Below are 24,439 nucleotides of genomic sequence, written 5' to 3' on the forward strand. Positions count from 1 at the left end.
GAGATGTCACTCGGCAACCGCAAGATCGGTTGCATTACTTGTGTTTGTGGCAATTTATGCAAACAACCTTTTCATGCCTAAACACAAGAAAACGCACTTCGGGTCGCGAGCGAATTTCAACTTTTTGAGGGAACAACATGATCAGAGGAACGACCGCAAGAAGCGGGCTTGCAGCTTTGGGGGCCGCCACCGCCTTCTTGCTCTCCGGCTGCGGCGGGGGCGGCGGAGGCAATGGCAGCGCGTTCATTCCGCCTGTCTCCGGCGGCACATCGACTCCCGCCACCAACCAGGGAAAGAGCGGCCCGAAGGTGCTGGTGGTCGAGATCGACGGCCTCACGCATGCGGCGCTGCGCGATGCAGTCGCACAAGGCAAGGCGCCTGCGCTGCAGTCGCTTCGCATCGCTCCCGCATGGACCGGCGGCGTCGCCGGCACGCTCAGCGAGCAACCCACATCCGACAGCCAGGGCTGGGCCACGCTGCTGACAGGCACCTGGGCCAATCGCCACGGCGTGCGCGGCAACGGCGGCGCCCAGCGCATCGACGCCAAGCTCGCGCCCTCGATCTTCGCCATCGCCAAGCAGAACGCCTCGGCTGGCTACAAGACCGGCGCCGTCACCGCGAACGCGCTCTACCCTGCTCTGCTGGGCAACGAGCCTGGCGCAATCGACGCCGCAGTCGACTGCGCGGGGGCCGATGCCTGCGTGACGGACCGTACCTCTCAACTCATCGACGCAGGCTACGACCTGCTGGTAGCGCAATACGGCGCGCCTGCCGCCGTGGTTGCAAACAGCGGGCTGAAGGGCGCTGACTACCAGCAGGCCATCTCGGACACCTCCGCCGCCGTCGGCAAGCTGCTCACGCGCATTTCGCAGCGCACCGCCAACGACTCCAAGGAAGACTGGCTCGTCATCCTCACCACGGGCCACGGCCTCGATGCCTTCGGCACCAGCGCCGGTCTGCAGGGCATCGCGGACAAGACCGTGTTCATCGCCAGCAACAAGACCCTTCCGGCATTGCCCGCCGTCGACACGGCCGCGCCTACCGACAGCACATTGCTTCGCCTGGCCGCCGCCACCGACATCGCGCCGACCGTGCTGCGCCACCTGGGTGCCACGCCAGCACCTGCGAACTACGCCTGGAGCGGCATCGCGCTGCAAGGCGCCACGAGCATCCGCGAGCTTTCCGCCCGCACCGGCTCTGACAGGGACAGCGTCGAGCTCTCGTGGAAGCTGGCCGGCACCACCAATGTGCCGGTGCAAATCCTGCGCGATGGCAAGCCGGTCGCCACATTGGCTGCAGGTAGCACGGCCTACATCGACACCCTCGAAGGCGTGAAGGACAGCAACTTCAGCTACCTCTACACAGTGGCGGCAGGCGACACCGCGCTTGCCATCACCGCCGTCAAGCCCGTGCCGCTGCCGCCTTCGCTGCTCAACGGGCTGGTCAATTACTACCCGCTCGATGCGCTGCCCGCCCTGGACGTCAGGACCGGCGCCTCGACGCTCGCGCCCTGGGCTGTGGACGCCGCGGCCGGTTCGCTGGTGGACGACGACGGCTTCAAGCCTAGCTTCAAAGCCAAGGCGCTGCGCGTGGACAACCGCATCGTGAACGCGGCCGGCATGTCGGGCTATCGCCTGATGCAGACCAACGACGTGACGACGGATCCCGCAGTCACCGCTTTCACCATCGGCTTCTGGATGCGCACCGACGCCACCTGCAGCCAAGGGGTGGGCTACGGCGCATCGGTCATCGCCAACAAGAACTACGACAGTGGCAGCAACGAGGGCATCGCCATCGGCATGTTCGGCAACTGCGAACTGCGGTTCAACACAGGCCTGGGCGGCTCGCGCGGCGAAATCAGCGGCGCCCACTTCCTGAGCGCCGGCCAATGGGCCTACGTGGCGATGGTCATCGACAAGTCGGGCCTCGCGATGAAGGGCTATGCGATCGATCCTGCGAAGGGCGTGCAGACCGGCGGCGTGGCCCTCTCGGCCGCACTGGTCGCCAAGCTCGGCGGCCTCAAGAACGGCATTGGCCTGAACGAGGACGGCACCGGCCTCTACTACAAGCGCGCAGGCACCAGCGCACCGCGCGGCGCCATGGACTTCAACGACTTCGCGATCTGGAACCGCGCGCTCACCGCGGATGAGATCAAGAGCATCTACCAGGCCGCCCGTCCCCTGTCGACGCTCGCGCCCTGACCCATTCCACCTCACTCACTCCACACACGACACAAGAGAGGATCCCCATGCACCTTCTTTCACTGACCCCACGGCTGATCCCGGTGCTGGCCCTGGCCTGCGTGCTTTCCGCCTGCGGTGGCGGCAACAACGGCGGCGGCGTGCCCATCGTCGGGACGCCCACGCCGCCGGCTACGCAGCCAGACACGAGCGTCAAACCCGAAATGCGCTGCGCGCCCTGAACGCCACGAACCCACACAACAACACCATGACGAATTCACGCCGCAACTTCCTCAAGGGCACCGCCTCGTCGGGCCTCGCCGCCGTCGCGCTGACTGCTTTTCCGCCCAGCATTCGCCGTGCGCTGGCCATTCCGGCCAACAACAAGACCGGCACGATCATGGACGTCGAGCACGTCGTGATCCTGATGCAGGAGAACCGCTCGTTCGACCACTACTTCGGCACGCTGATGGGCGTGCGCGGTTTCGGCGACCGCTTCACCATTCCGCTGCCCAAGGGCATGAACGTCTGGCAGCAGAGCGATGCCAACGGCAAGCCCGTGCTGCCTTACCACCTCGACCAGAGCAAGGGCAACGCGCAGCGTGTGAGCGGCACGCCGCACAGCTGGGGCGATGCGCAGAACGCCTGGGACGGCGGACGCATGTACCAGTGGCCGCGCTACAAGAACACCGCGTCGATGGGCTACTTCATGGAAGCCGAACTTCCGTTCCAGTACGCGCTGGCCAACGCCTTCACGATCTGCGATGCCTATCACTGCGGCATGCACACGGGCACCAACTCGAATCGCCTGTTCCATTGGACCGGCACCAACGGCCCGTCGGGCCAGGTCGGCACCGGCCTTGCCGGCACCGCCTCGATCGACAACACCTGGGAGAACCTCAGGGAGCCGTGGGACCCGACGAGCAATCCCAACGTCGATTCCACCAAGTTCGGCTGCAACTGGAAGACCTATCCGGAGCGCCTGGAGGAAGCCAAGGTCAGCTGGATCGTCTACCAGAACCTGCCCGACAACTACACCGACAACCCGCTGCACGGCTTCCAGCAGTACCGCGTGGCCAACAAGCTCTCCGGCAAGAACGACATGCGCTATGACGGCGACGCCAGTCCGCCCGCTGGCCAGACCGTGCCTGCCTACGACCCTGCCAGCGACGACGCAGGCAACCCGCTCTACAAGGGCGTAGCCAACACCATGCCGGACGGCGGATTCCTCGGCACCTTCAAGCAGGACGTGGCCAACGGCAAGCTGCGGCAGGTGTCGTGGATCGTGGCGCCTGCCACTTACTCCGAACACCCCGGCCCTTCGAGCCCTGTTCAGGGCGCCTGGTACATCCAGGAGGTGCTGGACGCGCTCACCGCATACCCCGACGTCTGGAGCAAGACGGTGTTCATCGTCAACTTCGACGAGAACGACGGCTACTTCGACCACATGCCTTCGCCTTCGGCACCTTCGCTGATCGACCCCACCAACCCCAAGGGTGCAATCGCCGGCAAGACCACGCTGTCCGATGCCGACGTGGCCTTCGAGCGCCATACGTACCCGCTGGTCGGCAGCACCACCGTGCCCTCTGACGGCCGCGTCTATGGCCCGGGACCGCGCGTGCCGATGTATGTCATCTCGCCATGGAGCCGCGGCGGCTGGGTCAACTCGCAGGTGTTCGACCACACCTCGGTTCTGCGCTTCCTCGAGGCGCGCTTCGGGGTCAGGGAGATGAACATCTCGCCTTACCGTCGCGCGATCGCCGGCGATCTGACCAGCGCCTTCAACTTCGTCTCGCCAAACAACGATGCGCTGCCGGTGCTGGCCGGACGCAAGACCAAGGACCAGGCCAACCAGCTGCGTGCCGACCAGCAGGCCTTGCCGCAGATTGCCGTGCCGCTCGATCCGCAACTGCCCCGCCAGGCGACGGGCACGCGCCCCTCGCGCGCCCTGCCCTACGAGCTTCACACCAGCGCGCGCAGCGACGTCGTCAACGGCAAGCTGCAGCTGCTGTTCGCCAACACCGGCAAGGCCGCCGCCGTGTTCCATGTGTACGACAAGCTCAACCTCGGATTGCTGCCGCGCCGCTACATGGTCGAAGCCGGCAAGACTCTCGACGACACCTGGAACCCGGTGGCCGACAACAGCGGCTTCTACGACCTCTGGGTGCTCGGCCCCAACGGCTATCACCGCCACTTCAAGGGCAACCTCAACACCCTGCGCGCGGGCGACGTGGCGGTGCCCGAGGTTCGCGTGTGCTACGACATCGCCAACGGCAACGTCTACCTGAAGATGCTCAACGGCGGCAAGAACGCCTGCAAGTTCACCATCCGTGCCAAGGCCTACCGCGACGACGGTCCGTGGACCGCGACGGTGAGTGGCGGCACTGTCGCCGAGCAGCATTGGGACCTGTCGGGCAGCGGCTGCTGGTATGACTTCGTAGTGACATGCGACGCCGATGCCAGCTACTACCGCCGCTTCGCCGGCCGCGTGGAAACCGGCAAGCACTCGGTGAGCGATCCCGCGATGGGCATGGCCGACCTCTGATGCCGACGGCGGCTTCGCCCCGCGAGGCCGCCTGTTTCCCACCGGCATTGCGCCGGTGGTAGGCACAATGGCGCCGCTCTTTCTTTTCACCACGGCGTTTCAATGCTTCAAGAAGAACGATTCCTGCGCATCCGCAGCCTGCTGGCCACTTTCTCCCGACTCAGCGTCGACCGCATCGTGCAGGATCTTGCGGTGTCTCGCGAGACCGTCCGCCGTGACCTGCTCGAGCTGGAGGGCCTGGGCGAGTTGCGGCGCGTTCACGGCGGCGCCATCGCCACCGGTGTGGAGCCCGAGCCGCCTCTGGCTGTGCGGCTGGTGGCGCGGCAGCGCGAGAAACGCGCCATCGCCAAGGCGGCGATCACGCTGCTGCAGCCGGGGCAGACGGTGTTCCTCGACGCGGGCAGCACCATGTCGATCCTGGCGGAAGAGATTGCCGCGCTGAGCGGCATGACGGTCATCACCAACTCGCTGAGCATCGCGCTCAAGCTCGAAGGCTCCAGCGAAGGCCGGCTGACCGGCAACAAGACCATCCTGCTGGGCGGAGAGATCGACGTGAAGACGCAGGCCACATGCGGCGACATCACGGTGGAGGCCATCCGCCGCTACCGCGCCGACGTCGCGATGCTGTCGCCCGTGGCCCTGCATGCCAGGCACGGCGCCATGAGCTTCGAGCACCATGAGGCGGCGGTGGCCCGCGCCATGGCCGAACAGGCGCAGCAACTGGTGCTGCTGGCCGACCACGCCAAGATCGGCCAGGCCAGCCGCGTGACCTATGCGAGCACGGAAGACATCGACGCGATCGTCACCGACGCCAAGGCGCGCACGCTGCCCGCCCTTGTGCCGTTGCGCAAAGCCTGCGAGCGTCTGCTGATCGCCTGAGCGCGAAAAAGCGGCGCGCTACGGAATGCTTCGCGCCACCACGCCAAGGTCGCGCCAGGCCTCCGGGTGGCAGCTGAATATCAGGATCTGGTGCCGCGTCGCCGCGTCGTACAGCACCCGCTTCATCTGCTTCAGGCGCTCTTCGTCGGTGTTGACCAGCGCGTCGTCGAGGATCAGCAGGGTCGGCTTGCGCGCTTCTTTCAGCAGGTCGGCGTAGGCCAGCCGGGCGACCACGCCCATCTGCTCGCGCGCGCCGACGCTCAGCTCTTCGAACTCGCCGCTCTGGGCGCCGCGCAGGCCCTGGCGTGTGATGCGGCCCGGCGAAAGGTCTTCGCCGACTTCGACCTGCGCACCCGGAAACAGGATCTGCAGGTAGTGGTCCAGGTGCTTCTGCAGCGGAGCCCGCAAGCGGCGCGCCAGGGCCGAGCGCTTTTCGCGCAGCAGCTTGAGCAGATGGTCGAGCGCCTTCGAGCGGCGCTCGAATTCCGCGCACCGGCGAGTGGCGTGATCGAGTTCGCGTTGCTTCTCGGACGCGGCTTCTTCCAGGCCCGCCGCGCCATTCATGTAAAGCCCAACCTCCAGTCGCATGATTTCATTCGCACGCTGGCTGTGCGCAGCCTCGGCCTGCTTCACGCTGCGTTCCAGCCGCTCCACGTCCTGCGAGAGCACGGGCAGGTTGACAGCCTGCAGCTGCTGCGCGAGTTCACCGACCTTGTCTTGAATGGCTGAGTGCTGCGCCAGCGCGTCGGTCAGTGCCGCGCCGGCATCGGCTTTGCGGCCGGCGCGCTGCGGATCGCTCAAGGTGGCTTTCACGGCGGCAAGCTCGGCCTCGGCGGCCTTGACCTGTTCGCGCGTATTGCCGGCCGCGACCTTGGCGTCATTCAGCGCGGCGGATGCGTCCGACAGCGCAGCGCGGGCGGCGCCCTCCTCCGACTCTGCCTGTGCGATCGGGGTTGCCGGCGCATCGGTCGATGCCGGCATGGCCTGCAGCACCTGGCGGGCTTCCACGAGCCGTGCCTCGCGCAAGGCGATTTCGGCGGCCAATGCGCTCAGGCCCTTGGGCGCCAATGCCGTCAGTACAGCCACCGCAGCGGCGGCTTCGCTCTTGCGCGATGCCTGTAGTCGTTCACGCTCTTCGATGGCCGCGACGCTCTCGGCACGCAATGCCTGCAGCCGCTCGGCCAGCTCGTCACGCGCGCGATCGCGCTCGATGGCCAGTCCTTCCAGGTCGGCGCCGCCCGGCAGCACCGTGATGCGGCCAACGCCTGCGATCTCGATGCCGGTGCGGGCGATGACGGTCTGGCGCGTCAGCCCCGACACCGCCGCGCCCGCCACGTGCACATCGACGCCGGGCAGCAGGTCGAACTCCAGCGCGGTGGCCACCGCATCCAGCTTGGCCTGCGCGGTGCGCAGGGTGTCCGCGCAGCGCTGCAGGCGCTTGAGTTCACCCTCGGGCACAGCGAGCGCCTGCGCTTCGGCTTGCAGCCGCGTGACCTTGTCCTGCTCGCCCTTTGCCTTCTCGTGGCTTTGCGTGAGAGCCGCGAGTTGTTCGGCGAGGCCTTCGACGGCTTTTTCCTGTGCGATGCGTGCTGCCGCCTGGCGCGCGAGCCGCAGGGCTTCCCGGGCGGCTGCGTCGGCCTGCGCCGCAGCGGCATGGCGCGGCTCCCAGGCTTGTAGTTCTTCCAGGGCCTTGGCGAGACCTTCCTTCACCGTCTGCAGATTCTTTTCGCGCTGGACGACGGTCGATTCTTCCCGCTCCATTGCCTGCAACTGGGTGCGCAAGGCGTTGACCTGCACTGTGGCCTGCCGCAGCGCTGCGTCCTGCACGGCCTTGCGGTCCGCCAAGCCCTTGGCATCGTCCAGGCGCTGCTGCGCGCCGGCGAGCTGCTCGCGCAACGCGGCCCAGGGTCGCGCTGCCTCGTCGCGCTGATGGTCTCGGCGCAGGCTTGAAAGGCGGTCGACGCCCGATTGATACGCCTCGATATCGACGCGCAGCCGCTTCAGTTCCGCGTCAAGCTCATCCCTGAGCCTGATCGCATCCGCATACGCGCCGCGCGGCGTGCCGGCGGCGGGCGTGAGCAGTTCGTTGCGCTCGCTTTCAACCGCCTTCAACACCGCATCGCCGTTGCTCGACGCCAGTTCGCCCAGCGACTCGCCCAGCGCGTTGCGCAGATGGTCGCTCGCGAAGCCCACCGCGTTCGAGATGTCGTGCGAGGTGCCCTGCCTGATCCACAGCAGCCCCGGAATGCCCATGTGCTCCGGCGTGCTCGCGCCCTTGCCCGGAAACTTGAACCCCAGCAGCGCCGCCAGGTGGTCTTCCGCCACCGCGCCGTCCATCGCCTTGCCGTCGATGCTGAGTTCGCAGCGCTTCTTGCCGAGAAAGGCCTTGGTCAGGCGGCAGGGCTTGCCGTCGAGCTCGAAGTCGAGTTCGACCGTGGGCGTCGCCGAGCTTTCGCCCCACGGCCTCAGATGCTCCACCGCGCTCGAGCGGTGCCGCTCGAAGAACGCGGCGCGAATGGCTTCCGCGACGGTGGACTTGCCCGATTCGTTGGGTGCCGCGAACAGGTTCAACCCGTCGGTGAGGTCATCGATTTCCAGCGGTGCACGAAACAGCTTGAAGTTCTCGATGCGAAGGCGTTGCAGCTTCATGCTCATGCGGCGGCTCCCGCGCGCGGCGCCTGCGCGTCGAGGATGCGAGCCAGCGTCAGCAGCGCGTCGCGCGCCAGTTCGGCATCGGCGCCGTCCTGCTGCGAGCGCAGGTCTTGCAGGGCCTCGCCGACGAAGCCATCGGCATGCAGGGCCTGGATGTCTTCCTCGGTGGGTTCGAGGCGCAGCGCCTCGCCGTCCCACACCAGCGCGCGGGCCCGGGCGCGGGCCGCGTCGAGCGCGGCGCCGAGCTTGTTGTGGCCGCCCAGGTCGCAGCTGCCTTGCCCGCGCAGTTGAAGCACGTCGTTGGCGCCGACGAGGTTCAGCTTTTCCACCAGCTCGTCGATATCGGAAGCCACGGACAGGCGCGGCTCCCACTGCTGCCATGCGTACTGGCCGGTGCGCACCGGCTCGACCTGCGGCAATGCGCCTGCGCTTGCGATGGACACCAGCAGCGCCTGCCCGGAGTCGTTGGCGCGAAAGCGGTCGGTCTCGGGCGTACCCGCGTACCAGGTCCGTTCGCCGGTCTGGCGCGTGCCGTGCCAGTCGCCGAGCGCGAGGTAGTCGAGCCGGGCCTGTGCCGCGCGGTCTGCCGCAATGGGATTGGCCGAGTCGATGTCTTCCGAAAGAATGCCCTGCACGCACCCATGCGCCAGCCCGATGCGCGGCAGGCTTTCTTCTTCACCCGATGCTGCAGCGAACCAGTCGGTCAGGTCGCCATAGGTATGGCGCTGCGTGAGCGGTGCGGGCAGCAGCGTGAACTTGCCGGCCACGGTGCGCGGCACCGGCTCCAGGCAGCACACGACGTTCGACGGCACCGCGCCAAGCCTGGCGGCCCGGCTCCACACCGATTCGCCGAGGGCGGAGTCGTGGTTGCCCGGAATCAGCAGCCAAGGCCCGGCAAAGCCCTGCATCGCGTTGAACATGCGGCGGATGGTCTTGTCGGACACCGTCTGCAGGTCGAACACGTCGCCCCCTACCAGTACCGCATCGACGGCACGTTCGCTCGCGATGGCGGCCAGCCGCTCGACCACCTTGAAGCGGGCCTCGAACAGCGCCGCGGCGTCGTCGGGCTCGAACTGCGAGAACACGCGGCCGATCTGCCAGTCCGCGGTATGGAGCAAAGAAATCATGCGTGGCCCTCCCTTTGCCTCTCGCGTCTTCCGGTCGTCTCAAAACAGCGAGCATCTTAGATGCCCGCGATATCTCCTGGCGACACGGACGATTGGTCCGGCAGTGCTGCGGCAGCCTGGATTTCAGCGAGGGAGTGGCGGGGCCTCCGATCGAAGGCCCGCTCTTTCAGAACGAGATGGTGGGCTTCTCGAACGGCCCCGCGCATTCGTCGGCCAGCGCGACGGAAAGCGCGACCTGCTCGGCGATCTGCTCGCGCAAGGGCTGCCAGCCGAGACTGAACGGAGCCAGCAAAAACCATTCAGCGGGCAACAGCGCCAACACTGTGCCGACGAGCAACCAGTACGTGAGTTCCATGTAGTACCCCCTTAACGAATGAGGGCGCGAGTCTGCGCCCTCCGGGGGACCGGGAACATCCCCAATCCGTGGGATAACTTTCGGTCGAAAGGCCCTGCCCGCCTACCGTGCCGGCAGGTACTGCCGGGGATCGACGGCCTTGCCGCGGTAGCGGATCTCGAAGTGCAGCTTGGGGTGGCCGGCATCGGCATTGCCGATCTCGGCGATCTTCTGGCCCCGCTGCACGCGCTGGCCCTGCTTCACCAGCACGGAGCGCACATTGGTGTAGACCGACATGTAGGAGCCACCGTGGTCGACCATGAGCACGCTGCCGTAGCCGCGCAGCGTTTCGGTGACGGCCACCGAGCCGTTGCCGATGGACACCACCGGGTCGCCCGTGTTGCCTGCGATGTCGATGCCCTTGTTGCTGGAGCCGTTGAAGCCCGCGACGACCTGGCCCTGCGCCGGCCAGCCCCAGTCGCTGCGCCGCGCGGCTGGCGGCACTACCGGGTCGGGCTCCCGCGCGGCGGGGCGCGGCGGCTTCGGGCGGTCTGCGCCGCCGGCCCTTGGAGGCGGCGGTGGCGGCGCTGATGCATCCGGCGACGGCGCCGAAGCACCGCCCGGCGGTGCCACGCGCAGCACCTGCCCAGCTTCGAGGCGGTCGGGGTCCTGGAGGTTGCTCCAGCGGGCGATCTCGCCGGGGGAGCGGCCGGTCCTGGAGGCGATACGGTAGAGCGTGTCTCCGGGCTGCACCACGTATTCGCCGGGGCCCGCCACCGGGGTCTTGGTGGTGGAGCACGCCGCCAGGGTCAATGCCGCGATCAGCGCGATGCACGCGCGCCAGTTCCTGCCTGTCACAACCACTAGCCGTTCCTTTTTTCCTGAAGACGTTCGAGCCTACCAGCAGTGGCTGAAGACCCGTCGCGGCCGGGGCTGGACGGTGGTGGTGGCGGTGGCGTGTCAGGTCGCGGTGCGCCTGGCGATGCACATGAGGGACAGCGCGCTGTCTGGCGCGCGCGGGTCGCGGCCAGACAGCCGGTTGCCCATGCGGTATTTCCATTGCGCCGGGCCGACCTCGCCTTCCAGGGCCTGCGCGCCGATCTGGTGGTTGTGTGGATGGATGCGGACCTCGAATCCCAGCGGTTCCAGCGTTCGCCTGAACAGTTCGTGCGTCACGCCGTCTCCGGGGCGGTGGTGCACTTCGGTCTGCAGTCCGCAGGACTGCTGGTTGCCGGTCTTGTGAAACCCGTGCCGCGTCACGCGGTAGATCCACAGGCGCGCATCCCACATCCATTTGGCCAGGCCCTTGTAATCCCATGCGGTCAATTGCGGGTCGTGGTCGGTAATGAGCAGGCCATTGGGTTTCACGAGCCGCGCGCCTTCGAGCAATACCGCCTTCATGTCGTCGCAATGGTGCAGCGACGCATTGATGGCCACGATGTCCGCCACGCGCGATCGGAACGGCGTGTGCGCCGCATCGGCCAGCACCGCCGTGTAACCGAGGCGCGAAGCCATTTCGAGCGAGCCGCCGGCCACATCCACGCCAATCAGCATCCTGGGTTTGCCGCCGAGCGTGGCAAAGACATTGCCGGGGCCGCAACCGAGGTCGATGACCACCTTGTCCGTCCAGTCGCCGCCCGCCGCGAGCCAACGGCTCCTGAAATGCGCATCGCGATGGCAGAAGTCCAGGTATTCCTTTGCCCATGCCTCGTTGCCGAAATAAACGGCATTGGCGGTCAATCCTGCGGAATTGTTCGGAATAACAGACTCGTAATAGAGGCCGCGACGATTGAGAACTACATCGGGTAATAAGATGTCGCTGAACATTCGAGGCTTTCAAAGTTGAATTCCGCATGAGTGCGGATGCACCATGAAGTCTTGTTTGTTTTTCGGCCTTGTACAGCGGTTTTTTATCCGGTTACAGACTTCGCCACTTAATAACAGCCCGCTTTGGGGCCTTGTTTCATTTTGCGAGCGCATCGGCGGTGCGTTTTCCGCATCTCTCCCTCTGGAGAAGCCGCCTTGCCGCGCTGTCCCTGGCGCACGGGGCGCGGTGGCCGATCCGGCCCACTCCCACTCTCGATATCCCCATGAGTACCCCGCTTCGGGAGCCGCCCACGGGCACCCTGGGGGGCATCCGATCACCTGCTTTTGCCCTAAACGGCGCATCAGTTACCCAAGATTGGACAATTGGGGTAGTACGTTTCAGAAATAACTATGTCAATCTGTAACGTAGATCAAAAGTTCGTACATCGGCTTGGGGAAACACCCTAGGATCGAGACACGAAAAAACGGGAAGCACAAATTCAAAGTCTCAATTGAGTCACTGGCCATTTGGCCTATTCAATTGGTTCCATCGTATTTCTTTTCGGGTAATTACATGGAAATTCAATCTGTTTCGACGGCACGGCGAAGCGCTCCAGATACGCTTCTGGACGACCTGTTCGTGCCGCGTGCAAACCCGGAAACGCCGGGCGGGCGGCATGCCGTCTCGCTGACGCTCGAACCCGCATTCCTGCAAAGCCGGGCGCAAGCGTCGGCAACCGGCGGCCAGTTGCCCGACACCATGTTTGCCGGCGCCTGGCTGCTGCTGCAGTCGCGGTGGCTCGGCGTGCTCTGGCCGGTGCTGCATGAACTGGCCGGCGCCCAAGCGGTCCTCACGTCCACGACCGTGGCCTTCGACGCCATCTGTCCTGTTGGCGCGTGGCTCGCGGAACTCGATGCTGCCCGTCGCGCGGCGAGCCCTGCGGCCGCCGGCATGGAGCCGCCCGCCTCGCTGTGGCTGCGCGACGCCGCCGACACTGCCACGCCCGATGCCCGCCTGTGCCTCTGGCTGGACGAAGCCTCCGGCTCCCTGCATATAGATGTGGCGGCGGCCCTGATGGACGTGACGTCCGCAGAGCGCCTGCTGGCTGCCCTCGCCGACACCGCCGCCGACCTGCTGGCCCGCCCCGATGCCGCGCTGGACGACATCCGCACCCTGCCCGTCACCGACACCGACGACCAGCTCGTTCGCTGGAACACGCCTGTGTCCGTGCTCGACAGCACGCTCACCGTCACCGGCATGTTCCGCCGTCAGGCAGGCGCAACCCCCGAGGCCGTTGCCCTCGTCGAAGGCGACGTGCAGATGAGCTATGCCGAGCTCGACCGCCGCTCCGACCAGCTCGCACGCCACCTCCAGCGGCTGGGCGTGCGAAGCGGCGACAGCGTCGGCCTGCTGCTCGACCGCTCGCTGGCCGCCGTCGTGGCGCTGATCGGCATCCTGAAGGCGGGCGGCGCCTACGTTCCCGTACCGACCGACTTTCCGTCCGAGCGGATCGCCTACATGTTCGGCGAGGCGCAGGCCCGGCACGTGATCACGGCACAAGCCTTTCGCCATCTCGTACCGGCCGAACAACGCGTTTTGCTGCTGGACGATGCCTTGGACAACCAGGAACGCAGTTCATGGAATGAACCGGCCATCGACGGCGAATCGGTCGCGTACGTCATGTACACCTCGGGCTCGACCGGTGCGCCCAAGGGCATCGAGATCTGCCACCGCTCGATCCTGCGGCTGGTGGTCGGCGTGGACTATGTCGAGCTCGCGCCGGGCCGCGCCATGCTGCATGCAGCTCCGCTGGGTTTCGATGCGGCCACGCTCGAAATCTGGGGCCCGCTGCTCAACGGCGGCTGCTGCGTGGTGCACGACGAGCGCGTGCCCACCGGTGCCGGCCTGGCCCGCACCATCGCGCGCCACGACGTGTATACCGCCTGGCTCACGGCCGCGCTGTTCAACGCTGTCATCGACGACGACCCGGTCCACCTCGCGGGCCTGCGCCACCTGTTCACCGGCGGCGAGGCGCTCTCGGTGCCCCATGTGCGCCGGGCGCTCGCCGCCCTGCCCGGCCTGGCACTGAGCAACGGCTACGGCCCGACCGAGTGCACCACCTTCGCGACCACGCACCGCATCGCGCCCACGCTGCCGGCCGACACCCGCTCCGTGCCGCTCGGCCGCCCGATCAAGGACACCGTGCTGCGCGTGCTGAGCCCCTCGATGGCGCTGCTGCCCTCCGGCCTGGTCGGGGAGCTGTGCATCGGCGGCCACGGACTGGCGCGCGGCTACCTGCGCCAGCCCGAACTCAGCGCCGACCGCTTCGTGCCCGATCCCTTCGGTGGTCCGGCCGACCGACTCTACCGCACCGGCGACCTCGCGCGCTGGCTGCCCGACGGCACCATCGAGTTCATCGGCCGCCGCGACGGCCAGGTCAAGATCCACGGCCACCGCATCGAGACCGGCGAGATCGAGGCCGCCATCCTTGCCCACCCCGAGGTGCAGTCATGTGCGGTTGTCGCCCGGCCCGACGCCGATGGCCAACTGCGCCTGGTGGCCTATCTCGTGGCGCGTGGCCCGCAGCTGTCGTGGCAGGCGCTGCGCACTCACCTTGCGGCCCGCCTGCCCGCTGCGCTGGTGCCTTCAGCGCAGGTATGGCTCGCGCAGTTGCCCGTCACGCCCAACGGCAAGCTCGACCGCCGCGCACTGCCAGAGCCCGCCGCCGGCCGCCCCGAGCTTTCGCAGCCCTACGAGGAGCCGCACGACGCCGTCGAACAGCAGGTGTGCGAGGCCTTCGCGCGCGCGCTGCGCATCGACAAGGTCGGGCGCAACGACAACTTCTTCGACCTCGGAGGCGATTCGCTGCTGGTGCTGCAGGTGCTGGGCGAACTGAAGCGCGACACCGCGCTGCCGCTGTCAACCAACCTGTTTTTCCGCGACCCGACGCCGAAGGCGATGGCCGCGCGGTTGCGTCCCCCGGTCGAGGCACCCGTGCAGGCGGCATCGCAACCGTCTGCCCCGCGCCCCGTCGCGCCGGCCTCCGACGCGGTCGCGCTCATCGCCACCGCGGGCCGCTTCCCCGGCGCTGCCGACGTGGAGCAGTTCTGGGACAACCTCGTCGCCGGCCGTGACACCGTCACCTTCTTCGACGACGCCACGCTCGACGCCGGCGTGAGCCAGGCGCTGCGCAGCGACCCGTCCTACGTTCGCGCACGCGGCGTGATCGACGGCATCGAGAACTTCGACGCCGCCTTCTTCGGCATCGGCCCCAAGGAAGCGCAGCTCATGGACCCGCAGCAGCGGGTGTTCCTCGAGATCTGCTGGGAATGCCTGGAGCGCGCCGGCTACGTGCCCGACGCCGCGCCGGGCCCGGTCGGCGTGTATGCCGGCATGTACAACGCCACCTACTTCCAGCGCCATGTGAGCACCCGGCCCGACCTGGTGGAACCGGTCGGCGAGTTCCAGGTGATGCTGGCCAACGAGAAGGACTACATCACCACGCGGGTGGCGAACCGGCTCAACCTCACCGGCCCGGCCGTCAGCGTGCACACCGCCTGCTCGACCTCGCTGGTGGCCGTGGCCCATGCCTTCCATGCGCTGCGCACCGGCCAGTGCTACATGGCGCTGGCGGGCGGCGCATCGGTCACCTGCCCGCCGCGCAGCGGCTACCTCTACAACGAGGGCTCGATGCTCTCGCCCGACGGCCACACGCGCAGCTTCGACGCGAAGGCCCAGGGCACCGTCTTCAGCGACGGCGCGGCCGTGGTGCTGCTCAAGCGGCTGGCCGACGCGCAGGCCGACGGCGACACCATCTACGCCGTGCTGCGCAGCGCCAGCGTGAACAACGACGGCGGCGCCAAGGCCAGCTTCACCGCGCCCAGCGTCGACGGCCAGGCGGCGGTGATCCGCGCCGCGCTGGCGGCAGCGGAGGTCGATGCGCGCAGCATTTCCTACGTCGAGGCGCACGGCACAGCCACGCCGATGGGCGACCCGATCGAGGTCGAGGCGCTGGCCGTGGCCTTCGGCGAACACACCGACGCGCTCGACTACTGCACGCTGGGCTCGCTCAAGAGCAACGTTGGCCACATGGTCACGGCTGCCGGCGCGGCGGGGCTCATCAAGACGGCGCTGGCGCTGCACCACGGGCAGATCCCGCCGACCGTGCACTTCGAGACGCCCAACCCGGCGATCGACTTCGCGCGCACGCCCTTCCGCGTGAGTGCCAGCCTGCAGCCGTGGCCGCGTGGTGACCTGCCGCGCCGCGCGGGCGTCAGCTCATTCGGCGTGGGCGGCACCAATGCGCACGTCATCGTCGAGGAAGCACCGGCGCGGCCCGCATCGCCCATCGCCACGGGCGAACAGGTGCTGCCGCTGTCGGCGCGCTCGGAAGCAGCACTGGCCGTTGCCACCGAGCAGCTCGCGGCCCACCTGCAGGCGCATGCGGAGCAGCCGCTGGCCGACGTCGCCCACACGCTGGCTGTCGGCCGCAAGGCCCACGCTTTCCGTCGCGTGGTGGTGGCGGCCGACACGGTGCAGGCCATTGCCGCCCTGCGCACCGCCGATTCACCCTGGCGCGCCAGCGGCCGCCTTGCCTCGCGCGCTCCGCAGCCCGTGCTGATGTTCCCGGGCCAGGGCGCGCAGTACGCCGGCATGGGCAGGCTGCTGCACGCAGCCGACCCGGTGTTCGCCGCCGCCTTCGACGATTGCCTCGACGCCATCGCCGGCACCACCGACTTCGACCTGCGCGAACGCATGTTCTCGGATGACCCGAAGGCCCTGTCGCCCACCGCCGTCACGCAGCCCGCGCTCTTCACCATCGAGTACGCACTGGCGCGGCGGCTGCTGGCCACCGGCGTTCGGCCTCATGCGCTGATGGGCCACAGCGTCGGCGAGTTCGTCGCCGCGGTGCTCGCTGGCGTGATGCGGCTCGAAGATGCGGCGCGGCTCGTTGCCCGGCGCGGCGCGCTCATGCAGGCGCTGCCGGCGGGCGCGATGCTCTCGGTGCGCATCGGCGCGGCCGAGCTGACGCAAAGGCTGGACGCGTCGATCTCTCTCGCTGCAGAGAACGGCCCCACGGCCTGCGTCGCCGCCGGTCCCTTCGAGGCCATCGCCGCGTTGCAGGCCACGCTGGAGGCCGAGGGCATCGCATGCCGCGCGCTGCAGACATCGCACGCCTTTCACTCCGCCATGATGGACGGCGCCGCCGCGCCCTTCGAGGCGCTGGTGAGCCAGGTGGAGCTGAATGCGCCGCAGACGCCGATCTTCTCGACCCTCACGGGCCGGCTGCTGGAAGCGGAAGAAGCCACCAGCCCCGCCTACTGGGCACGGCACCTGCGCGGCACGGTGCGCTTCTCGCCAGCCGTGCGCGCCGCGATGGAACACGCCGCGCAGCCGCTCTTCATCGAAGCCGGTCCACGCAACACCCTCTCCACGCTGGTCCGCCAGCACGGCGCGAGCACTGCCGTGCCGCTGCTGCACGGCGAGCCCGCCGACGAACACCGCACGCTGTGCCTGGCCGTCGGCCGGCTGTGGACCTGCGGCGCAGAAGTCGAACTGTCGCGCCTTTCCAGCCGCACCGGCGCCCAGCGCGTGCGCCTGCCGACCAGCCCGTTCGAACGCAAGCGCTTCTGGGTCGACATCGCCGCCGTTCCCGCGACCGCCGCGATCCACGCGATCCCGGCCGCACCTCTTTCCGCCTCGCCCGCCCCTTCCGCCACCCCCACACCCACCCCTTTGGAGCCGATCGTGACAGCTGCAGCGACCTCGTCCCTTCCTCCCTCCGCGTCCTCCACGCCTGTCGATGCGCGCCTGCGCGCCTTGTTCGAGGACATCTCCGGCATCGACATGGCGCAGGCGGAAGGCCACGCGCCCTTCGGCGAACTCGGCCTGGACTCGCTCACGCTGACCCAGGCGGCCACCCAGATCAAGAAGCACTTCAAGGTCAACCTGAGCTTCCGGCAGCTGATGGAGAACTACCGCTGCTTCGATGCGCTCTCCGCGTTCCTGCGCGAGAGCCTGCCGCCCGAAGCCGCGCCCGCGCCGGCCGTGGCAGCGGCACCGATGGCCGAGGCTGCTCCCGCGATGCCCGCACCGGTGGTGTACGCCCCGATGCAAGGCAACGCGGCCTCCAGCCCCATCTCCCAGCTGATTGCGCAGCAAATGGAATTGATGCGCCAGCAGCTCGCCCTGCTGTCGGGCACCGCGCCCGCCGCGCCGGTCATGCTGCAGGCGGTGCCCGCGCCGGCCGTCGCGGCGCCGGTCGCGGCAGCGCCCGCCGCCGAAGAATCCGCGCCGTCGAAAGAACCGCTGCGCTACGACGTCGCCAAGGCCTTCGGCGCCATCGCCCGCATCCACACCCAGCGCACGGCGGAGCCCAGCGGCCGCCAGAAGGCCCGCCTCGCGGCCTTCATGCGCCGCTACATCGAGCGCACCATCAAGAGCAAGCAGTTCACCGAGGCCAACCGCTCGCACATGGCCGACCCGCGCGTGGTCAACGGTTTCCGCCCGGTCACCAAAGAGATCACCTACCAGATCGTCATCGAGCGCTCCAAGGGCTCGAAGATGTGGGACCTGGACGGCAACGAATACGTCGACGCGCTGAACGGCTTCGGCATGAACATGTTCGGCTGGCAGCCCGACTTCGTGCAGGAAGCCGTGCGCAAGCAGCTCGACGAAGGCTACGAGATCGGCCCGCAGCATCCGCTGGCCGCCGACGTCACCGCGCTCATCTGCGAGCTCACGGGCAGCGACCGCGCCGGCCTGTGCAACACCGGCTCCGAGGCCGTGATGGCCGCGCTGCGCATTGCGCGCACCGTCACCGGCCGCAGCACGGTGGTGGTGTTCACCGGCTCCTACCACGGCACCTTCGACGAAGTGCTGGTGCGCGCCGGCAAGGGCGGCAAGGGCCTGTCGGCCGCACCCGGCGTGATGAGCGGCATGTTCGGCGATATCCGCGTGCTCGACTACGGCACGCCCGAGGCGCTGGCCTTCATCCGCGAGAACGCCGACGACCTGGCCGCCGTGCTGGCCGAGCCGGTGCAAAGCCGCCGGCCCGACTTCCAGCCGCGCGAGTTCCTGCACGAGGTGCGCGAGATCACCGCCAAGAGCGGTTGCGCGCTGATCTTCGACGAGGTCATCACCGGTTTTCGCACCGCGCTGGGCGGCGCACAGGAGCTGTTCGGCGTGCGCGCCGACCTCGCCACCTACGGCAAGGTGATCGGCGGCGGCTTCCCGGTGGGCGTGATCGCAGGCAAGCGCGAGTTCATGGACGCGCTCGACGGCGGCCCGTGGCAGTACGGCGACGACTCGATCCCCGGCGTCGGCGTGACCTATTTCGCCGGCACCTTCGTGCGCCATCCGCTGGCGCTGGCCGCGGCCAAGGCCTCGCTCATGCATCTGAAGGAAGCCGGCCCCGCGCTGCAGGCCGGGCTCACGGGCAGCACCAGCGCCATGGCCGCGGAAATGTCGGGCTGGTGCAAGGAGGTCGGCGCGCCGATCGAGATACGCCACTTCGGCTCGCTGTGGCGCGTGAGCTGGCTCGAAGACCATCCGCTGCAGGACCTGCTGTTCGCCATGATGCGCAGCCGCGGCGTGCACATCCTGGACAACTTCCCGTGCTTCCTCACCAGCGCGCACAGCGCCGAGGACATCGCCTTCATCCAGCGTGCCTTCAAGGAATCGGTTGCCGAGATGCAGGAATCCGGCTTCCTGCCGCGCCGCGCCGCGGTCGTGACCAGCTTCGACGTGCGCAGGCCGGCGGAAGAAGGCTCGGTGCTGGCGCGCGACGTCGACGGCCAGCCCTTCTGGTACGTGCCGGACGCGCAGGCGGCCCAGGCATCCACCCACCTCGTCAATGGAAAGGCCGCAGCATGAACGCCGTCCTGCGCCCCGAGACCGACACCGGAACGGGCACCGCCACCAGCGGGATCATCGAGTGCGTCATCCCGACCACCGAATCGCAACGCGAAGTCTGGCTCGGCGCCATGCTGAGCCCGGAGGCTTCGCTGGCCTACAACGAGTCGGTGCTGCTGCGCCTGCACGGGCCGCTGAATGCGCGCGCCCTGGGCCTTGCGATGGCCGTGCTGGTCGAGCGCCACCAATCGCTGCGCGCCACCATTTCGCCCGACGGCAGCTGCATGCTGGTCGGGCAGGCCCCGGCCGAGGCGATGAGCATGATGGACCTCACCAAGCTCGACCCGCAATCGCGCGAGCAGGTGCTGGCGTCTGCGCACAACGCGGCGGTGTGCACGCCCTTCTCGCTAGAGCACGGGCCGCTGTTCAGGGCGGTGCTCTACCGGCTCGGCGAGGACGAGCATGAACTCGTCATGTCGGCCCACCACGTGGTGTGCGACGGCTGGTCGTGGGCGGTCATCACCGAGCAACTGGGCCACCTGTACGCCGAACAGATCGGCCAGGGGCTGCGGCTGAAGGCCGCGCCGTCTTACGCCGACTTTGCCGCGGCGGAAGCCGCCGAGGCCGCGCAGCCCGACATGCAGCAGCACGTGGACTACTGGCTGGAGCGCTTCTCGGGCGGCGCGCCGCCCGTGCTGGAGCTGCCGCTGGACCACCCGCGCCCGGCCGTGCGCACCTTCACCTCGCTGCGCACCGAGCGAACGCTCGACCGCCGCCTGGTCACCGCCATGCGCTCGGTCAGCACCAAGGCCGGCACCAGCCTGTTCGCGGGCCTGCTCGGCGCCTTCGTCGCCACGCTGCACCGGCTGACGGGGCAGGACGACATCGTGGTCGGCATTCCGGCTTCGGGCCAGCTGGCGCGCGACATGCCCGGCCTGGTGGGCCACTGCGTCAACCTGCTGCCGCTGCGCATGAACGCGCATGCGCATCTGCGCTTCGACGCGCTCATGAGCGAATGCGGCAGCGCGGTGCTCGACGCCTTCGAGCACCAGTCGCTGACTTATGGCGCGCTGCTCGGCCAGCTCTCGCTGCAGCGCGACGCCAGCCGGCTGCCGCTGGTGAGCGTGATGTTCAACGTCGACCCCGACGTGGCGAGCGGCACCGACAGCTTCGTCGGCCTGTCCGTCAGGCAGGACACCGTGCCGCGCCAGTACGAGAACTTCGAGCTGTTCCTGAACCTGCGCCCGCTCGAAGGCGGCCTGGTGATCGAGGCCCAGTACAACACCGGCCTGTTCGACGAACTCAGCGTGCAGCGCTGGCTCGACATGTTCGAGTGCGTGGTGCGCTCCGCCGCGCGCGACCCCTCCGAGACCATCGGCCGGCTCGAGGTGCTGTCGACCGAGGCCTCGCTGGTGCTGGCCGCGCTGCAGCCCGCGCCCACCGAGCTTCTGGGCGACCCCCTGGCGCATGCCGGCTTCGTGGCCCGCGCGCTGCTGCACCCCGAGCGACAGGCGCTGCGCGACGGCGCACGCCGCAGCACCTACGGCGAACTCGATGCGCAATCGAACCGGCTGGCGCATGCGTTGCGCGAGCGCGGCATCGGCCGGGGCCAGCGTGTGGGCCTGTGCCTGGAACGCGGCACCGACATGCTGGTGGCCTTGCTGGCGGTGCTGAAGTCGGGCGCCGCCTACGTGCCGCTCGACCCGGCCTTCCCGCAGGCGCGGCTCGACCACTACGCCGAAGACTCGCGGCTCAGCCTGCTGCTCACCACTTCAGACATGGCGACCGCCCCGCGCCAGTGGCGAGTCGACGCGAGCCAGCACATCTTCGAGATCGACCGCGACACCGCCTGGCACCAGGGCCCGGTCGACGCGCTCGAGCCGGGCGAGCTTGACGCCGGCGCCGAAGACCCGGCCTACGTGATCTACACGTCAGGCTCCACCGGCAAGCCCAAGGGCGTGAGCGTGCCGCACCGCGGCGTGGCCAACCTGCTGCAGTCGATGCGTGTGGAACCCGGCATCGGCGCGGCGGACCGCATCGCGGCGGTCACCACGCTGTCCTTCGACATCGCAGTGGCCGAGCTGCTGCTGCCGCTCGCGGCCGGCGCCGAGATCGTGATGGTGCAGCGCGAGACCGCCATGGACGGCAACCACCTGCGCGCCCTGCTGGAGGAAGAAGAAGTCACCATCCTGCAGGCCACGCCCGGCATGTGGCAGCTGCTGCTCGACGCCCAGTGGCCCGGCGCCCCGGGCTTCCGTGGCTGGATCGGCGGCGAGCCGGTGCGCCCGCGCCTGGCCCTCGAATTGCTCGATCGCTGCGAACAGCTGTGGAACGTCTACGGCCCGACCGAGACCACCGTGTGGTCGACCGTGTGGAACATGCAGCGCGACGTGGTCGCCTCGCGCGGCGTTTCGGTCGGCCATCCGATCGACAACACCCAGGTGTGGATCCTGGACGCCGAACTGCGCCCCTGCCCGCTCGGCGTGCCGGGCGAAATCTGCATCGGCGGCGACGGCGTGACGCTGGGCTATCACGATCGGCCCGAACTCACGGCCGATCGCTTCGTCACCGCGCGCATCCTCGGCCATGCCACGGCCCTCTACCGCACTGGCGACCGCGGCCGCTGGCGCAACGACGGCCTGCTGGAGCACATGGGCCGGCTCGACTTCCAGGTGAAGGTGCGCGGCTACCGCATCGAGCCCGGCGAAATCGAGGCCCGCTGCAACGAAATTGCCGGCGTCTCGCGCAGCGTGGTCGTGGCGCGCGAAGACAACCCCGGCGACGTGCGGCTGGTGGCCTACCTCGCCCTGGCGCCGAATGCGGCGGGCGCCGCCTTCGACCTCGAGGCGCTGATGCAGCACCTGCGCGGCAGCCTGCCGGCCTTCATGCTGCCGCAGCACGTGGTCACGCTCGCCAGCCTGCCGACCCTGCCCAACGGCAAGCTCGACCGCGCCTCGCTGCCGGCACCGCAGGCCGTGCCGCGCGAAACCATGCAGCGCGGCGCCGGCCCGCGTACCGACAGCGAACGCAAGGTGCTCGCGGCCATGGAGCAGGTGCTGAGCCTGCCCGGCCTCGACATGAAGGACGACTTCTTCACCATGGGCGGCCATTCGCTGCTGGCGGCGCGGCTGGCCACGCTGCTGAGCCGCGAGTTCCAGATCACGCTGCCGCTGCGCACGCTGTTCGAGGCGCCCACCGCCGAGCGGCTGGCCGTGGCCGTCGAGGCGCTGCAGGGCACCGGCGCCGGCGAGCAGGTGCCGCTGCCCAACCGGCCCGGCCGCACGAGCGCGCCGATGACGCCATCGCAGGAGCGCATCCGCTTCATGGAAGAGCTGCACCCCGGCCGCTCGGTCTACAACGCGCCGTCGGCGCAGCGGCTGCTGGGCGAGTTCGACGCGGCGCGCTTCGAATCGGTGCTGCGAGAGATCATTCGCCGCCAGCCCGCGCTGCGCACCAGCATGGGCACCGATCCGCGCACCGGCGAGCCTGTCCAGTCGATTGCGCAGTCTGTGGATTTCTCGCTGCCGGTGATCGACCTGCGCGACCTGCCCGCCGACCAGCGCGAAGCCGAGCTGGCCGAGCAGATGCAGGAGCTGGCCGACCGGCCCATCGACATCCACCGCGCGCCGATGGCGCATGCAGCGCTGTTCAAGCTCGACGAGCGAGACCACGCCTTCGTGTTCGTGCCGCACCACCTGGTGTGGGACGGCTGGTCTTTCGACCTTATGCAGCGCGAGCTTTCCGCGCTCTACGACGCCGCCGAACGCGGCCGTCCGCATGGCCTGCCGGCCATCGCGACCACGCACGGCGACTACGCCGAGTGGCTCGCGCAGTGGATGAAGGAGCCGGTGTTCGAGGAGCAGATCGGGTTCTGGCGCAAGCGCTTCGCCGCGGCGCCCCTGCCCCGGCTGCCCAACACCGACATGCCGCGCCGCGCGGGAAAGAGCGGCCAGGGCGGCACGCAGTGGATCCAGATCGACCTGGCGGCCACGCAGCGGCTGCGCGAAGTGGCGCGCGGCATGGACGTGACGCTCAGCATGCTGACCTTCGGCCTCTATGCGCTGACCATGGCCCGCACCATCGGCTCCGACGCCATCGTCATCGCCAACCCGGTGCGCGGGCGCCAGCAGCCGGAGACCGAGGACGTGATGGGCGTCTTCAACAACGTGCTGCCGGTGTCGCTGCAGATCGACATGCGCCAGTCGCTGCCCGAGTTCATGCGCTACGTGAAGCAGGAGCTGCTCACGCTCATGAACTACCAGCAGGTGCCGTTCGAGCGCCTGATGGCGGAGCCCGGCTCCGGCGGCCAGGCCAAGGCGTCGGGACCGTACCAGTCGATGTTCTCGTTCCAGGACGCGCGCGACCGCTCGCGCCGCCTCGGCAGCCTGCAGACGCGGCAGATGCACCTGATGCAGCGCGGCGCCACCGACGACATCGGCGTGTGGCTGATGGACAAGCCCGGCGGGCTGGAAGGCGCGCTGATCTACAACGCCGACATCTACCTGCGCGAAACCGGCGCCCAACTGCGCGAGCGCTACCTCGAGCTGCTGCAGCGCGCCGCCGACCGGCCCGAGGCCAGCCTCGACTACATCGCCAGCGCCGAAGGCTCGACCAGCGCGGCCTACCTGCGCAAGCTCGCGGCCGACACGTCGCGCTCCGAGGCGCCGGCCGGCGCGGCGGCGGGTGCGCCCAAGGCCAAGGCCGGCCTGATGAACCCCGAGCAGGCGCAGCTGGCGCAGGTGTGGGCCGGTGTGGTCGGCATCGACGTCAACGACATCCGCGCGAGCGACAACTTCTTCGATCTCGGCGGCGATTCGCTGCTTGTGCTGCGCGCCGTGCAGCAGACCGAACTGCTGCTGGGCTACCGCGTGGAGCCGCGCCGCTACCTGTTCGAGAACCTCGGGCAGATCGCCGCGTCGTCCACCTTCCAGCCGGTGCAGACGACCGGCCCGGACAGCATTCCGTCGGAGCTCCAGGGCCTGCCCGCGGCCGCCACGCCGCCGCGCGGCGGCCTGCTGGGACGCGCCTTCGGCGGCTGGCTGCGCAAGGGCTGAAGAAGAA

General features: G+C 68.7%; 11 protein-coding genes. 6 read left to right on the top strand and 5 right to left on the bottom strand.

What is annotated here, in order from left to right:
- Positions 1 to 137 precede the first annotated feature (137 nt).
- From ACWV14_RS17030 to ACWV14_RS17045, 4 genes are all read left to right on the top strand, one after another.
- Positions 138 to 2,201, top strand: a complete 2,064-nt coding sequence (locus ACWV14_RS17030) for a LamG-like jellyroll fold domain-containing protein (RefSeq protein ID WP_454902743.1) — start codon at positions 138 to 140, stop codon at positions 2,199 to 2,201.
- A 47-nt stretch (positions 2,202 to 2,248) separates the two neighbouring features.
- On the top strand, positions 2,249 to 2,422 hold the full coding sequence (locus tag ACWV14_RS17035) for a hypothetical protein (protein WP_454902744.1): 174 nt from the start codon (positions 2,249 to 2,251) through the stop codon (positions 2,420 to 2,422).
- 26 nt (positions 2,423 to 2,448) lie between these two features.
- Positions 2,449 to 4,725, top strand: a complete 2,277-nt coding sequence (locus tag ACWV14_RS17040) for a phosphocholine-specific phospholipase C (RefSeq protein WP_454902745.1) — start codon at positions 2,449 to 2,451, stop codon at positions 4,723 to 4,725.
- A 102-nt stretch (positions 4,726 to 4,827) separates the two neighbouring features.
- Positions 4,828 to 5,604 (top strand): DeoR/GlpR family DNA-binding transcription regulator, encoded by a 777-nt coding sequence (locus ACWV14_RS17045; RefSeq protein WP_454902746.1) that lies wholly within the window; start codon positions 4,828 to 4,830, stop codon positions 5,602 to 5,604.
- Between the two features lie 18 nt (positions 5,605 to 5,622).
- On the opposite strand, the gene ACWV14_RS17050 is transcribed toward ACWV14_RS17045, so the two are convergent.
- The 5 genes from ACWV14_RS17050 to ACWV14_RS17070 form a co-directional block, all read right to left on the bottom strand.
- Positions 5,623 to 8,259 (bottom strand): AAA family ATPase, encoded by a 2,637-nt coding sequence (locus ACWV14_RS17050; protein ID WP_454902747.1) that lies wholly within the window; start codon positions 8,257 to 8,259, stop codon positions 5,623 to 5,625.
- Positions 8,256 to 9,383 (bottom strand): metallophosphoesterase family protein, encoded by a 1,128-nt coding sequence (locus tag ACWV14_RS17055; RefSeq protein WP_454902748.1) that lies wholly within the window; start codon positions 9,381 to 9,383, stop codon positions 8,256 to 8,258. Before ACWV14_RS17055 ends, ACWV14_RS17050 begins: the two co-directional genes overlap by 4 nt.
- A 166-nt stretch (positions 9,384 to 9,549) precedes the next feature.
- Positions 9,550 to 9,738 (bottom strand): hypothetical protein, encoded by a 189-nt coding sequence (locus ACWV14_RS17060; RefSeq protein ID WP_422086704.1) that lies wholly within the window; start codon positions 9,736 to 9,738, stop codon positions 9,550 to 9,552.
- 102 nt (positions 9,739 to 9,840) lie between these two features.
- Positions 9,841 to 10,575 (bottom strand): peptidoglycan DD-metalloendopeptidase family protein, encoded by a 735-nt coding sequence (locus ACWV14_RS17065; RefSeq protein WP_454902749.1) that lies wholly within the window; start codon positions 10,573 to 10,575, stop codon positions 9,841 to 9,843.
- 102 nt (positions 10,576 to 10,677) lie between these two features.
- Positions 10,678 to 11,544, bottom strand: coding sequence for a class I SAM-dependent methyltransferase (locus ACWV14_RS17070; protein WP_454902750.1), 867 nt, complete (start codon positions 11,542 to 11,544; stop codon positions 10,678 to 10,680).
- 553 nt (positions 11,545 to 12,097) lie between these two features.
- Here ACWV14_RS17070 and ACWV14_RS17075 point away from each other — a divergent pair.
- Both ACWV14_RS17075 and ACWV14_RS17080 read left to right on the top strand, forming a co-directional pair.
- Positions 12,098 to 19,399, top strand: a complete 7,302-nt coding sequence (locus tag ACWV14_RS17075) for an amino acid adenylation domain-containing protein (protein WP_454902751.1) — start codon at positions 12,098 to 12,100, stop codon at positions 19,397 to 19,399.
- Positions 19,396 to 24,432 (top strand): amino acid adenylation domain-containing protein, encoded by a 5,037-nt coding sequence (locus ACWV14_RS17080; protein WP_454902752.1) that lies wholly within the window; start codon positions 19,396 to 19,398, stop codon positions 24,430 to 24,432. The genes ACWV14_RS17075 and ACWV14_RS17080 overlap by 4 nt, the downstream gene beginning before the upstream one ends.
- Positions 24,433 to 24,439 lie beyond the last annotated feature (7 nt).

The sequence above is a fragment of the Variovorax durovernensis genome (assembly GCF_977011995.1).